Source organism: Collinsella sp. SGI.178 (assembly GCF_050313495.1).
Taxonomy (GTDB): domain Bacteria; phylum Actinomycetota; class Coriobacteriia; order Coriobacteriales; family Coriobacteriaceae; genus Collinsella.
In genome coordinates this window covers 81,702-94,677 of the sequence record NZ_JBNPLM010000002.1, presented here as the reverse complement: position 1 = coordinate 94,677, position 12,976 = coordinate 81,702, and the positions used below count along the sequence as shown (strand labels likewise).

The following is a 12,976-nucleotide window of genomic DNA, read 5'->3' as shown; positions in this document are numbered from 1 at the left end:
GCAGCATACAGTCTGAAGCCGAAAAGGCGTGAAAACCTGAGATTGTCATTTTAAGAAATAGAACGAAAAGGACGGCCATGCACGAAATCGCGCAGGCAGAAAGCGCTGTTCGAGGCGAATCCTGCGAAAGGATACCCGTTCAGAAGGGTTGTTGCCAGTTTTTATCGATTCGATTTTTTACGAGCGCACGAAGAGGTTGCGTTTAGAAAAACGCAAGGACGGCTGTTTCGCCTGTAAGCAAACATGAAATCGGCCGCAGCGGTACCGCCTGGGAGGGCGGACGAGGGACTTGGCCGCAACCTAATCCCCGGGTGCGGCTGCTACGCTCACTACTTGAGAATCGTAGACCGCCCAGTATGTTCCATCCAAGAGTCGCAACACGAAACAGCGGTCATCTTTGCCTATTTCGGCGGCGTTTACGCATTTCTGAAGATCGGCGTGGCGCGCGTAGCGGCCGACGAGCTTATCTCCATTTACAAGCACGACTTTAAGGTCGAGGCCCATCTTCTCGTACATGACAATGCGATCTAAAACGGACACCTCGCTTGAGTCGAAGTCGGGCCTTTGCCCACCGCGGCGAATCCCTCGTTCAGTCAATGCCCTGTCGATCCCGCCCTTTGCGTAGTCGCTCAGCTGGGAATAGATTCTGCCAGCGAGATCATCGGCCACGACGCGCTCTGGGTCCCCGCCTGACCGTTCCGCTCGAAACTCGCCTAATGCCGACAGCATCAGGTACACCTCATGCAATCGCAGCGGCAGGAAGATCGGGTGAGCCGTCGACTTCAGGCCGCCGCGGCTTGTCGGCTCGGCCTTGATGTAGGAGTCGCCAAAACGCACGCCGCCTGCCAGGGCGCTCAGGCGTTTTTGCACCGCCGTGCGCGAGCAGCCCAGGTACGCGGCGATCGCTTGCTGGGTCATTCCCTTATGCGCCGCTTTGAGCAGCATGAGATTTGCCTCGTCCGTGCCTATGAACGATTTGTCCAAGTTGTAGTGGCGCTTTTTCAGGGCGCCGCCAATCTCGTTGCCCTTTTCGAACAGCTCGTGCACGCTCAGGAACAATTCATGGCGGCCGTTGCTTTGGGGGCCTTCCTCTGAGTTGGCATAATCTGCCAGCGCCTTGCAAAACGAGCGATAGTTTTCGTCGGTGACGAAAATGGGCCACTGCATGTTGTGAAAGCGTGTGCCTTCACGTGTGTCGGCGAATTTCGAATACGCAGACTCAGGATCGCAACCGACCCTTTCCGCAATTTCCGCAACTCTCATGCCAATCCCTTCCGCAACCCAATCACACGCACGAAAAACCTATCAAGCCAGAAGATTGATGTGGCAAAAAAGAAGAAGAGGCATTACACCCCTCCTTCTGGACAGCCTGCACCCCGGTTCCCTGCCTGCCAGTTCGCCCCCCGAAACCCTCGGGGCGCTGTGGGGTCGAACCCCTCCGCATGGAAAATTCTATCGCGGCCATGCCCGCTATGCGTGTCACGCACACCACGCCAAACGTCAGGTTTACCAGCCGGGACTGAGCCCTCTTTCGAGAGCAGGGTTATATTAGCATCTACAAACTCGAAAAACCCTGCCGCATTTGAGGAGTACCAAGAAAACGGTCTACACCTTGAATATCAACCTCATCCGAACACCTCCCGCATTCACACGAACATGTACGGATGAATGCGGGAATCCGATACCCTGAGGGCCGGATCGGCCGGCCCACTGGGCACGAGCGGGACACGGTCCAGAGGATGCCGGAGCGCAGGGTCCCGTGCAGGGAGATCGCGGGGGAGCCGGGCAGGTCGCCCTCGACGGTGAGCGCCGAGGTTCCGTCGCGCCCACCCATGAAAAGAGGGTTTCTTTGCGGGCGCCGCATCCGCACGCCCCCGCAAAGAAACCCTCGCACTCGCATCTCTACCTGCGAACCCGCACGCGCCCTCGCGCACGCGCCGCGGCAGCTGCTAGTCGCGGTAGAACGAGCCCATGTAGCGGATGTACTCGTCCTCGGTGTGGTTGGCCTTCCAGTCGTGGACGGAGTCCTTGTTGCGCTGGCCGGCGATGACGGAGAGCTCCTTACCCAGCTTCTCAAAGGCCTCGTCGACGCACTCCTCGGGGGTGAGGGCGATCTTCATGACGGCCTCGCCCTGCGGGCCGCCGGGGAGGTTGGACAGCAGGCTGGGGGTTAGGGTGGTGCCGAGGGTGATGACCTCGACGTCGACACCGGTGCCCTCGCACTCGCAGGCCACGGCCTCGGTCATCTTGAGGATGAAGGCCTTGCCCGCGCCGTACTGGCCGTTCCAGGGGCTGGAGCTGATGCCGGTCATCGACGAGACGTTGATCACGGCGCCGCGGTCCTGGGCGGCAAAGATCCGCATGTAGTGGTGGAAGCACTTGAGGAAGGTCACGACGTTGACGTTGATCATGGCCTCGTGCTTCTCCCAGGGAGTGTCCTGGATCTTGCCGAAGCTGTGCAGGCAGGCCACGTAGCTCATGAAGCCCATGTCCAGGCCCTCGGTCGCGGCGAAGACGGTCTCGGCAGCGTCGGGCTGGCTAAAGTCGGCGCGCACGACCTTGGTCTCCACGCCGTAGGTCTCACGGATCTCGCCGGCGAGCACGTTCAGCTTCTCCTCGCGACGGCCGACCATGACGACATTCATGCCGCCGGCGGCGATCTTCTCGCAGAACGCCTTGCCGACGCCCTCGGTCGCGCCCAGGATCAGGCCCCACTCACCGTACTTTTCCCTCAGGTTCATACTGCATCCTCTCTCTCGATGCCCATGCGGGCACCTCTCCTTTAGCGTGCGGCCGCTCAGCCGCATACGGTACGCCATTATGCGCTGAACAAGAGGGGAGTGCGTTCACGACTTTGCGAACGAACCCGAAACAACGATGAACGGTGTCGGTCTATCACCGCGAAGAAACCCTTGCGGCATCGAGAGAGGAGGTGCTGGCGGGTGGAACCAAAAGGTGAACGCCGCCCTGGCGTGAGCGGCGTTCGATGTGGTTTTACCCACCTTGGTAGCTATTCACCAGGAGGGCATTGCGACCTTCGGTCGCCTTTGCTGTATCCCCTTGTGTGCCCATGTACAAAGGGATGCATCGCTATTCTGCGCCGGTGCTCGACGTCACCGCTTCGGTAGGCTCGGCAAATACGTTTCTCGCAATGTTCATGGTCGGCGTGATGCTCGATGTGCACATCGATACCGAAGACCTGGGACCTCATGCGCCTCATCGACTACGTTGCGGCGCGCGGCGCGTGGAGTCTCTGCGCGAACTCGGCTGCGTCGGCTTTTCCGGCGGTGCCATGCAGACGCTCTGCCTCGCTGCGCTCGACGAGCGCGTGCGCTGGGCGCTCATCAGCGGCTACCTCTACGGCGTGCGCGACGCGCTGCTCACCCTCAACAATAACTGTAGCTGCAACTACCAACATAGCCCTCGCGGCTACTTCCTGTGAGAGTTTTTTGTTAAAGCAACGGCGCGAGAGTCCTCGTGGCACCCAGCAGCGTCCTCCACATGTCTGGACTCTCTATGCTTACGCTGGATAGACGTCGCCAGAACGGGTATAGTATCGAGAGTTTTGTCGTTTACCAGCGGGGGAGTCCTGTGGGCATCAAAAAGAAGATCAAAAAGGAGCTTATCGGCACCTCCGATTACCCGTCGAATAAGATTTTCACGATCTCCAATTTCATTACCTTCACGCGCCTGATCCTCACGCTGGTCTTCCTGTACCTGTTTGTGACGGACAACAACCGTGTCGTCGCCATTGTCATCTATGCCATCGCGGCCTCCACCGACTGGATGGACGGTCAGATTGCCCGCACGACCAAAACGGTCTCGTGGCTCGGCAAGGTTATGGATCCCATCTGCGACCGTGCGCTGCTATTTACAGGCGTCTTGGGTCTCGTGGTTCGCGGCGAGCTTCCCATCTGGGTCTGCGTGCTCATCATTGGGCGCGATATCTACCTGGGCATCGGCACGCTCATCGTGCGCCACTACCACCGCCGCCCCATCGACGTAGTGTTTCCCGGCAAGATTGCCACGGCGCTGCTCATGACCGGCTTCTCGCTCATGCTGCTGGGCTTTCCCACCGTGGATGGCTGGCATCTGCTGCCCGCCACGTTCACGGCCTTCCCGGGCCTCAACGGCAGCTCGGTACCGCTCGGCATCTTCTTTGTGTATGGCGGCGTCATCTTCTCCATGCTCACCGCTGTCATCTACTCCATTAAGGGTGGAGCGGCCATTAAACAGGCTGTTGCGCATCCAGAGGACGAAGACGTCGACTTTCTTAACCCCGAAATTGAAGACTAAGCCATTGGGGTATTATTACGTACAGTTCATTCTTTGCGGCATGTCCGCGTTAAGTTAGGGGTTGTCATGGACAACATGGTTAACAATATGCCTCAAAACGATAAGACTGCCGACGCAACCTGCGTCTTCCGTGTGCCTTCGAGCGACGTTACCGTTCCCGATCTTATGGCGAACGTTCGCATCACTGCCCCCGTTCTGTCTATTGTCAAGGGGCCGCAGACCGGTGCTGCCTTTGAACTCGAGGATGATGTGACCACCATTGGCCGCGATCCGGCAAACGGCATTTTCCTCAATGACATGACCGTATCGCGTAGCCACGCACGCATTATTCGCGAGGGTCTGGCTGCTCGCATCGAGGACTTAGGCTCGCTCAACGGCACGTGGGTTGACGGCGCTATCGTCAACGCCGCCCCGCTGCACGACGGATCTTCCGTCCAGATCGGTACGTTCACGCTCATCTACCACGAGAGCACGCCGGAGCGCATCGAAACCGGTGAGTAGGGCATGGCCGAACGCAACTATCTGAGTATCGGCCAGGTCGTCAATTTACTTCGAGGCGCATACCCCGATCTTTCGAACTCAAAAATTAGATTTCTAGAAGATGAGGGGCTCATCACCCCTCATCGTACGCCTAAGGGGTATCGCCAATACTCCAAGGAGGACGTTGACCGTCTAGAGGTCATTCTGCACCTGCAGAAGACTCGCTACATGCCGCTCAACGTGATCAAGCAACGTCTGGAAAACGCTACAGATCTCTCCACGCTTGCCTACGAGGTGGGTCTGCTGTCCGATGTTCCGCTCAAGACGGAACCAAAGGAAACCAAGCAGAAACTGCACCCCATCGAGACCATTCCGGATATGTTGGGCGTCGAGATCTCGTTTATTCGCTCCTTGGCCGAAAACGACCTTATTCGCATTATCAAGAGTCCGCAGAACCGCGAGCTCGTCGACGGGCGCGATTTTCCGATTATCCGCTACTGTTCTGAACTGTCACGCTTTCATATCGAGCCGCGAAACCTTCGTCAGTACGTATCATCCGCCAACCGCGAGTCTTCGATGTTCGAGCAAGTGCTCGTGAGTATGCTTGGCATGGACACCTCCGATGACGAACGTGATGCCAAGCTCGAACGCGCGTTTAAGAAGTTACATGACCTCACCGAGGGCGTGCATACCGCGCTGCTCAAGAACCGCGTGTTTGAGTCACTCAACGCCGTAGTCGAGGACGCCGATATCGATGCCCTCGATGAGGAGATCGCACGCTCCGAATCAACCAAGGCCAAAAGCGAAGAGGCATCTGCCTCCGCGGTCCCCGTGCGCGAGGAATCCCTCGTGCAGCCGCTTAAGGTTGTTGCCCCCTCGCACACCGGCACCGCCAGCGCGGACAAATAAACGCTTCTACAAACCAGCCTCCCATGAAAGGTCACACCATGTACGACTTCGAATCTCACATCGTCGACATCCCCGACTATCCCGAGCCCGGAGTCGTCTTTAAGGACATCACGCCGCTCTTTAGCAATCCCGAAGCGCTTAAAGCCATGGTCGACGCGCTAACGGAGCATTTCTCCGGTATGGGCATCACTAAGGTTGTAGGACCCGAGGCTCGCGGTTTTATGGTAGGCGTGCCTGTTGCCGTGGCACTCGGCGCGGGCTTTGTTCCTGCACGTAAACCGGGAAAACTGCCACGTAAGACCGTTAGCCAGGAATACGAGCTCGAATATGGAACCGATTCGATTGAGATTCACGTCGATGCCATCAGCTCTAAAGATACCGTGTTGATTCTGGACGACTTGGTCGCGACAGGCGGAACCGTCGAGGCAACAGGTAAACTAGTGCGAGATATGGGCGCAAAGCTCGTAGGTTATGGTTGTATCCTTGAGCTTGCGTTTCTTAATCCGCGCAAGAAGCTCACGCCTTCTAACGAGGACGTTGAGCTCTTTAGCCTGGTAACGGTGGACTAGCCGCTACCCTTAGATACTGGAAAGGAAGCTCCATGCGCACAGCAAACACGCACAAAAACATGGCACGCTGCGCAGCTACGGCAACCCTCGCTTGTGTTTTGGGCTTGGGCCTCGCGGCTCCTGCCTATGCCGATACCGCGTCCGATCTTGCCGCTGCTCGTACCAAACTCGAGCAGATCGGTACGCAAACCCAGCAAATTCATGAAGAACTCTCCGCACAGACACAGGAGCTTGATCAGACTGCAGGCGAGATCACGCAAAAGCAGCAAGAGATTGCCGAGGGCCAGGCAAAGCTTTCGAGCTACGTTGCCGGTGAGTACAAGACCGGCGGTCTGAGTCTCCTTCAGGTTCTGACGGGCGTCGACGATCTGGGCGATATGCTCAACCGTTTGTTCTACTACGGCAAGGTCTCCGACAAGCAGGCCCAGACCATTCAGGAGGTCAAGGACCTTAAGCAGCAGCTCACCGATAAGCAGGCCGAGCAGGAGAAGAACGTCGCCGCGACGCAGAAGAAGGTCGACGAACTCAACGCCCAGCAGGCTGAGGCCCAGAGTGTCGTGAACTCCCTGGATTCACAGCTGCAGGCCGAGCTTGCTGCCGAGGCCGAGGCCAACGCCGCACTGCAGGCTGGCATAAATGCCAGCACTGCCGAAAAGGCCACGGTGAGCAACGACACCGCCGGTACGACCGAGAACACCAACAATGGTGGCGGTACGACCAACAACGGCGGCGGTAACACGCCTGCGCCCGCGCCCGCTCCTGCTCCCACGCCGCAGCCCTCGACGCCCGCCCCGGCACCGGCCCCTTCCGCGCCGAGCCAGTCCGTTGACGGCGGCAGCGTTGTCTCTCGCGCTTATAGCAAGCTTGGTTGCGCTTATTCCTGGGGCGGCATTGGCCCGAACAGCTTTGACTGCTCCGGCTTTGTAAGCTACTGCCTCACCGGTCGCTACTGTCGCCTGGGCACTACCGGCACCTTCATGGGTTGGCCCCGTGTTTCTGATCCTCAGCCGGGCGACGTCGTTGTTAACTCTTACCACACCGGCATCTACATTGGTAACGGCCAGATGATCCATGCTTCCGACTACAGCACGGGCGTTATCATCAGCTCCGTTGCCGCTGGCATGAACAACAATTATATTTTCGTTCGCTATTAAGTGTTTTAACTCAGCTAACGAAAGTGGACCTCGTATCCTTTGGGAGCGAGGTCCATTTATCTCGACCGCCCATTTTATGTGTAAACTACAATCTAGTTTTGAATACTAGATATGCGCAGCATCTATCCAAAAGATAGCTATAATTGTTGAGGAACAACTAGAAAGGACCCTCAATGAGCTGGGCACTCATCTCAGATTCGAGCTGCAATCTTCGCGATTGGCAACCAACCGCACCTCATACCACCTTTGCATTTGCACCCCTTAAGATCCGAGTGGGGGAGCGTGAATTTGTCGACGATCTCTCGCTCGATGTTCACGAGCTTAATGTTGCCATTCAATCGGAATCCAGCGCATCATCGAGCTCCTGCCCAAGCGTAGGGGAGTGGGCTGAGCTCTTTAAGCTCGCCGAAAAGACGATCTGCATGCCCATCTCCGAGGGCGTCTCGGGAAGCTACAATGCCGCGGCCACTGCGCGTGACATGGTGCTTGCCGAAGAGCCCAATCGTAAGATTCACCTGGTTAATTCGCGCGCAGCAGGCGGCAAGATGGACCTGATCTTCTTACTGTTTGATCGCTATCTTGCAAGTAAACCGGATGCCTCCTTTGAGGAAGCCTGCGCCTACTTCGATAGCTTGGAGCAGAACAGCAAGATCCTCTTTAGTTTATGCAATTACGAAAACCTTGCGAAGGCCGGACGTATCCCCAAGGCGGCCGGTGTTATTGCCAACAAGCTCAACATCCGCATTTTGGGCACGGCGAGCGAAGCGGGCGAAATTGAACTCGTTGGGCATACGCGTGGCGAAAAGAAGATGCTCAACAAGATTGTCGACACCATGGAGGCCGAGGGTTTCACGGGCGGCGAGGTCATCATCGATCACGTTGAGAACGAAGCTGGAGCCCAGGCGCTTGCCGACCGCATTGTGGAGCACTGGCCAGGCTCCAAGACTATCATCATGCCCTGCAACGGCCTAGATTCCTATTACGCCGAGATGCATGGTCTCATCATCGGCTACGGCATGGGCATGGCTTCGGGCCGATAAAGCTCAACCAAGCAAAAACGCGGGCGGGACAAAGTGACTGATGGCTCTTTATCCCGCCCGCGTTATACGTCGCCTAGCTATTAAACCCATTGAACTTGAGGTAGCTCATCAGGTACGCCTTCGATACAAAAGACGAAACCGCACTGCGTACGAGCAGCGATTCGCGCGTAACCTGATGTGCGGTATCGGGCACGGGAGTCTGCTCAAGGGAAAAAGCCGCACGAATCGATGCCTCAAGTTGATCGACTACATAATCGAAAGCCGTCGGAGCGTCGTAGCTCAAGCGCTGAATATTAAAGAGCGCCTGAACCGCAGCGATGGGCAGCACCTGCTTAAAGATACAAATGGCAATGAGACGCGCAATCTGCTCACGGCCATACTGCTTTTTAACCGGAGCAGGAACGAGGCCGACCTTTACGTAGTTATTGATCATCGAAGGCGTGATAACGGGCTGATCTACGCAAATCGAAAGCGGCTCCATCCACAGCGCAACATATTCAATAACCTGATCTCGATAGAGTGTTACGTTGGGTAGCTGGTCATAGCGTGGCAGACTCAACGCATTGAGTTTACCCACCATATCGGACTGAATAAATGCATCCGGCAGCACCGTCGGCTGAATATCCTCCGGCTTAATGCTGACCGATGTATCGGACATCGGGATAACATGTTTGACGCGGTTCATAAGAGGCCTCCGTTCGTTTTCTATATTGTATTCTAGATTATCTAGTTTTGCATACCACATAGCCGCTAAGTAAAAGTGGTTGGACAGCACATTGACGCACCGTCCAACCACTTTGCATATAGATAGCAACCTTACATAAGATATATTATCGTACTTATCCTCGTAAGAAGGCGTATGCGCTGGTAGCCGCTATGGCTCCGTCCGAAACGGCGGTCACAACCTGGCGTAAACGCTTGGAACGGATATCGCCGGCAGCAAACAAACCCGGCGTGCACGTGGCCATCGAGTCGTCGGTAACGATACCGCCGTCAGGCGCCAGATCCACCAGATGCTGTACAAGCTCGGTATGGGGCTGTGTTCCGGCAAAGACAAAGATGCCAAACGAACCTGGATCGAAGGACTCGGAATAGGTATCACCGGTGGCGTTGTCCTTAAACGTGATAGTTGTAGGCATGGCCTCGCCCGATAGCTCCACAATACTAGTTTGGTACCTAACAGAAATATTATCTTTAGCGAGCACCTTTTGAACCACGCCATCGGGAGCACGGAACTGATCGCGGCGCAAGACGATGGTCACGCTGCTGGCAATTTCTGATAAGAACAGGGCTTCCTCGCAGGCAGCATTACCGCCGCCAATGACAAAGACCTGTTTGCCACGAAAGAACATGCCGTCGCACGTCGCACAATACGAAACGCCGCGACCGCGATACGTATCCTCGCCGATAAAGCCAGCAGAGCGCGGCGTGGCGCCCATGCAAGCGATAACACTCGAGGCCAGCGTATCGCCCGTATCGTGATGCACCGTAAACAGCGCCGCATCCGCATCGTAATCGATACCCGTAACCATGCTCCATACGACCTGCGCACCCAGGCCCTCTGCATGTTGCTGAAAACGCTCGCCGAGTTCGGCGCCGCTCAAGAGCGGAATGCCCGGATAGTTTTCGACCTCATTGGTTGTGGCGATCTGTCCTCCCGACATGCCCTGTTCAATCACGGTCGTCGTTAGATTGGATCGCGCAGCATAAATGGCTGCAGCATAGCCCGCTGGGCCGCCGCCGATAATCGCAACATCGATCGGCTGATTGGTAGTCATGGAGTGTCCTCTCATCGAAACATTGGCGTTCTTTGCGCTCATACCCAAATTTAGGAGAACATGACAGTCATGCACTACAATGATTCTTTGCGAAACTACGATGAAGGGGAGTTATCGATGGATCAAACGCAGATGGGCAATGACGCTCCCCTGCCCACGCAAATCGCCCCCCAAACGGAACAATTGATGCCGTCACCTGGACAAAAGCCCTTAGTGACCATTGTCCACGCATCGGTTGGTTCGGGACACAAAGCGGCAGCAAACGCTATCGCACAAGCATTCGAGCTTATACGCGGCACCAAGGGCATACCGCAGGATGTCGAGATTGAGGTCTTGGATATCCTCGATTTTGGACGCATAAAATTCGACGGCAACAAAACGGCCGCATCGTTTACCGGCGCCACACGCCCAATTTATGACTTGACCTGGCGATATACCCTTACTGGACACCTGCTTTGGGGCGGCGGCACGGCATGGTCGCGCATTATGTTCCCCGCATTTAACGAATACGTTCGCACTCGTAGGCCTATTGCCGTGGTCGCCACACATATCACGGCAGCCAACGTTGCGGTTGGTGCGCGCGTCATTACGGGCATCGACTATCCCGTCATTTGCGTTCCGACCGATTACGAAGTCGAGGGCTGGTGGCCCCATAAGGACACTGACTTATTCTGCGTGGCAAACGAGTTTATGGCCGAGACGCTCCGCCCACGCAAGGTTCCCGAGGCAAAGATACGCATTACGGGCATCCCTATTCGCACTGGATTTGACACGGATTACAATCGTGAGGAAGAACTCGAGAAGTTCAATCTCCCTATCGACAAGACCATTGTGCTGGTAATGGCCGGCGCCAGTTTGCCTCAACCGTACGTTCGCTTTCGCGCGTCGATGGACCAAACCCTCCCCTTCCTCCGTAGCTTCGAGGACATGCACTTTGTCTTTTTGCCGGGCAAGGACACGGAATACGCTACGCGCCTGGAAACGCTCTTCGAAGCCATGAAACTCGAAAACGTCACGGTTCTTGACTATGTCGATGACATGGCAGCGCTCATGCACGGCTGCGATCTGGCAATTCTCAAATCGGGCGGACTCACTGTTACCGAATGCCTGTGTGCACACCTGCCGATGATTCTGTTGGGCAAGTCCTATGGCCAGGAAAAGGCCAACACCACCATGCTCACCGACTTGGGCGCCAGCATGCATGTCACCACCGCACGCGAGCTCATCGTGACGCTGCGCCATCTCCACGATCATCCCGAGTCGCTCAAGGCACTGCTCATCAATGGCGAAGTGCTACGCCGTCCACACGCGGCCGAGGACATCGCCATCGCAACCATGGAGCTTGCAGGCAAGCCCCAAAAGCGCAAACGAGCCTTCTGCCGCTTCTACTGGGGCGGAAAACCCGCGCATATCCGCTAGGGTCTTAATGTCCGCTTACCCGCGGGAGGCCCCTATATATCATCCCGTGCTCAAACATTCTCGCTGGGCGCTCGTATCCCTCCCGCCCGCTTCTCACACATATCATTCCATGCTCAAACATTCTCGCTTCGCTTCGCTCGCTGCGAAACTGCGCGTGGAACGATATGTGTGAGAAGCGGGCGAGCGGCTACTCGCTAGAAAACAAATTGAAATCCAAGTAGTAAGCCGGTATGACAAAGGAGAAATACCTTTATCGCACCGGCTCGCTAGTTGAATATGGCTATCGACTTCTAGCGAAGAAGCACGGTAGTTGCAAGCATCTAAACGTAGCTCACCCGTGGGTGGCCCCTATATATCGTTCCACGCGCAGTTTCGCAGCGCAGCGAGAATGTTTGAGCATGGAATGATATATAGGGGCCGCCCACGGGTGAGCGGACATTACAAAACGCCGCTAGAACCGAAACCGCCGGCTCCTCGGTCGGTTTCGTCTAGTTCGTCTACCTCCACGAGATTGACCGTGGGAACTTCTTGGATGACGAGTTGAGCGATTCGGTCACCCTTGTTGATCTGGATTTCATTGGATGGATCCAGGTTGATAAGGATGACTTTAAGCTCACCTCGATAGTGGGCGTCTATAAGACCGGGCGTGTTGACTATAGAAAGACCCTGCTTAATAGCCAGGCCACTGCGAGGCTGAACGAAGCCAGCGTATCCATCGGGCAGCGCGATCGCAAGGCCGGTAGAGACCAAGCGCCGCTCGAAGGGCTTAAGGGTACAGTTCTCATTGGCACGGAGGTCCAAACCGGCATCTGTGGGATGGGCGTATTTGGGAAGCTCGATCGTAGGGTCGAGACGCTTAATGTTGACTGTAATGTTGGACATATAATCACCTTAGCTTGTCGAGCTCTTGCAAAAACTCATCGATGTCTTTGAAATCGCGATAGACCGAGGCAAAGCGAATGTAGGCCACCTTGTCGATCTTGGCCAGGCGCTTAAGCACCATGTCGCCCAGGTCGTGGGACGTAACAGCCGTCAGCGTACGGGAACGCAGCTCCACCTCGATGTCATCGATGAGCTCATTGAGCTTTTTCGTGTCGATGTCGCGCTTAATCGTAGCGCGCATTAGGCCGACCAGCAGCTTATTGCGATCGAACCGCTGCTTTGACCCATCAGATTTGATGACCTCGATGGGGTCTTCGCATCGCTCGAATGTTGTGAAGCGATAGTTGCACGAACAACATTCACGGCGGCGTTTAATGGTGTTATTAGATTCCTGCATACGGGAATCGACAACACGGGTATGTGCATTGCCGCATCTGGGACAGCGCATG

14 protein-coding genes are annotated in these 12,976 nt (G+C 56.1%); 8 read left to right on the top strand and 6 right to left on the bottom strand.

Annotated features, from left to right (window positions below; genetic code table 11):
* Positions 1–300: 300 nt before the first annotated feature.
* Positions 301–1,263 (bottom strand): hypothetical protein, encoded by a 963-nt coding sequence (locus ACQRAQ_RS01205; protein ID WP_427793503.1) that lies wholly within the window; start codon positions 1,261–1,263, stop codon positions 301–303.
* Between the two features lie 686 nt (positions 1,264–1,949).
* A complete protein-coding gene (locus ACQRAQ_RS01200) occupies positions 1,950–2,741 on the bottom strand; it encodes a 7beta-hydroxysteroid dehydrogenase (protein WP_154516391.1) in 792 nt (263 codons plus the stop codon).
* A gap of 341 nt (positions 2,742–3,082) precedes the next feature.
* Here ACQRAQ_RS01200 and ACQRAQ_RS01195 point away from each other — a divergent pair, with 341 nt between their 5' ends.
* The 7 genes from ACQRAQ_RS01195 (at position 3,083) to ACQRAQ_RS01165 (ending at position 8,448) form a co-directional block, all read left to right on the top strand.
* Positions 3,083–3,442, top strand: a complete 360-nt coding sequence (locus ACQRAQ_RS01195; protein WP_427793502.1) for a hypothetical protein — start codon at positions 3,083–3,085, stop codon at positions 3,440–3,442.
* Between the two features lie 149 nt (positions 3,443–3,591).
* Positions 3,592–4,296 carry a CDP-alcohol phosphatidyltransferase family protein gene (locus tag ACQRAQ_RS01190; protein WP_427793500.1) on the top strand — a complete coding sequence of 235 codons (705 nt, stop codon included), beginning with the start codon at positions 3,592–3,594 and terminating at the stop codon, positions 4,294–4,296.
* Between the two features lie 66 nt (positions 4,297–4,362).
* Positions 4,363–4,797, top strand: coding sequence for an FHA domain-containing protein (locus tag ACQRAQ_RS01185; protein ID WP_195838557.1), 435 nt, complete (start codon positions 4,363–4,365; stop codon positions 4,795–4,797).
* A gap of 3 nt (positions 4,798–4,800) precedes the next feature.
* Positions 4,801–5,685, top strand: a complete 885-nt coding sequence (locus ACQRAQ_RS01180) for a MerR family transcriptional regulator (RefSeq protein WP_154516382.1) — start codon at positions 4,801–4,803, stop codon at positions 5,683–5,685.
* Between the two features lie 38 nt (positions 5,686–5,723).
* The gene (locus tag ACQRAQ_RS01175; protein ID WP_427748040.1) at positions 5,724–6,254 is read left to right on the top strand and encodes an adenine phosphoribosyltransferase; all 531 of its coding nucleotides are present in this window, start codon (positions 5,724–5,726) and stop codon (positions 6,252–6,254) included.
* A 32-nt stretch (positions 6,255–6,286) separates the two neighbouring features.
* Complete coding sequence (locus tag ACQRAQ_RS01170) at positions 6,287–7,408, top strand: coiled-coil domain-containing protein (protein ID WP_154516376.1); 1,122 nt, start codon at positions 6,287–6,289, stop codon at positions 7,406–7,408.
* A gap of 173 nt (positions 7,409–7,581) precedes the next feature.
* Complete coding sequence (locus ACQRAQ_RS01165) at positions 7,582–8,448, top strand: DegV family protein (protein ID WP_427793498.1); 867 nt, start codon at positions 7,582–7,584, stop codon at positions 8,446–8,448.
* A 73-nt stretch (positions 8,449–8,521) separates the two neighbouring features.
* Here the strand turns inward: ACQRAQ_RS01165 and ACQRAQ_RS01160 are convergent, their stop codons facing one another.
* Together ACQRAQ_RS01160 and ACQRAQ_RS01155 are read right to left on the bottom strand one after the other, a co-directional pair.
* Entirely contained in the window at positions 8,522–9,133 is a 612-nt protein-coding gene (locus ACQRAQ_RS01160) for a DUF1836 domain-containing protein (RefSeq protein WP_427793497.1), read from the bottom strand.
* Between the two features lie 154 nt (positions 9,134–9,287).
* Positions 9,288–10,226 (bottom strand): NAD(P)/FAD-dependent oxidoreductase, encoded by a 939-nt coding sequence (locus ACQRAQ_RS01155; RefSeq protein WP_427793496.1) that lies wholly within the window; start codon positions 10,224–10,226, stop codon positions 9,288–9,290.
* Between the two features lie 186 nt (positions 10,227–10,412).
* Here ACQRAQ_RS01155 and ACQRAQ_RS01150 point away from each other — a divergent pair, with 186 nt between their 5' ends.
* Complete coding sequence (locus tag ACQRAQ_RS01150) at positions 10,413–11,645, top strand: MGDG synthase family glycosyltransferase (protein ID WP_427793494.1); 1,233 nt, start codon at positions 10,413–10,415, stop codon at positions 11,643–11,645.
* 438 nt (positions 11,646–12,083) lie between these two features.
* On the opposite strand, the gene dut is transcribed toward ACQRAQ_RS01150, so the two are convergent.
* Both dut and nrdR read right to left on the bottom strand, forming a co-directional pair.
* Entirely contained in the window at positions 12,084–12,527 is a 444-nt protein-coding gene (dut, locus tag ACQRAQ_RS01145; RefSeq protein WP_427793492.1) for a dUTP diphosphatase, read from the bottom strand.
* Positions 12,528–12,531: 4 nt separating this feature from the next.
* Positions 12,532–12,975, bottom strand: a complete 444-nt coding sequence (gene nrdR, locus ACQRAQ_RS01140; RefSeq protein ID WP_154516361.1) for a transcriptional regulator NrdR — start codon at positions 12,973–12,975, stop codon at positions 12,532–12,534.
* Position 12,976 lies beyond the last annotated feature (1 nt).

Excerpts from the sequence above, each read along its gene's own strand:
- ACQRAQ_RS01185 (WP_195838557.1), top strand. The coding sequence starts at position 4,363 with ATGGACAACATGGTTAACAATATGCCTCAAAACGATAAGACTGCCGAC.
- ACQRAQ_RS01180 (WP_154516382.1), top strand. The coding sequence starts at position 4,801 with ATGGCCGAACGCAACTATCTGAGTATCGGCCAGGTCGTCAATTTACTT.
- ACQRAQ_RS01205 (WP_427793503.1), bottom strand. The coding sequence starts at position 1,263 with ATGAGAGTTGCGGAAATTGCGGAAAGGGTCGGTTGCGATCCTGAGTCT.
- ACQRAQ_RS01195 (WP_427793502.1), top strand. The coding sequence starts at position 3,083 with ATGCATCGCTATTCTGCGCCGGTGCTCGACGTCACCGCTTCGGTAGGC.
- ACQRAQ_RS01150 (WP_427793494.1), top strand. The coding sequence starts at position 10,413 with ATGCCGTCACCTGGACAAAAGCCCTTAGTGACCATTGTCCACGCATCG.
- ACQRAQ_RS01175 (WP_427748040.1), top strand. The coding sequence starts at position 5,724 with ATGTACGACTTCGAATCTCACATCGTCGACATCCCCGACTATCCCGAG.
- ACQRAQ_RS01160 (WP_427793497.1), bottom strand. The coding sequence starts at position 9,133 with ATGAACCGCGTCAAACATGTTATCCCGATGTCCGATACATCGGTCAGC.
- ACQRAQ_RS01165 (WP_427793498.1), top strand. The coding sequence starts at position 7,582 with ATGAGCTGGGCACTCATCTCAGATTCGAGCTGCAATCTTCGCGATTGG.
- ACQRAQ_RS01200 (WP_154516391.1), bottom strand. The coding sequence starts at position 2,741 with ATGAACCTGAGGGAAAAGTACGGTGAGTGGGGCCTGATCCTGGGCGCG.
- ACQRAQ_RS01155 (WP_427793496.1), bottom strand. The coding sequence starts at position 10,226 with ATGACTACCAATCAGCCGATCGATGTTGCGATTATCGGCGGCGGCCCA.
- nrdR (WP_154516361.1), bottom strand. The coding sequence starts at position 12,975 with ATGCGCTGTCCCAGATGCGGCAATGCACATACCCGTGTTGTCGATTCC.
- ACQRAQ_RS01170 (WP_154516376.1), top strand. The coding sequence starts at position 6,287 with ATGCGCACAGCAAACACGCACAAAAACATGGCACGCTGCGCAGCTACG.
- dut (WP_427793492.1), bottom strand. The coding sequence starts at position 12,527 with ATGTCCAACATTACAGTCAACATTAAGCGTCTCGACCCTACGATCGAG.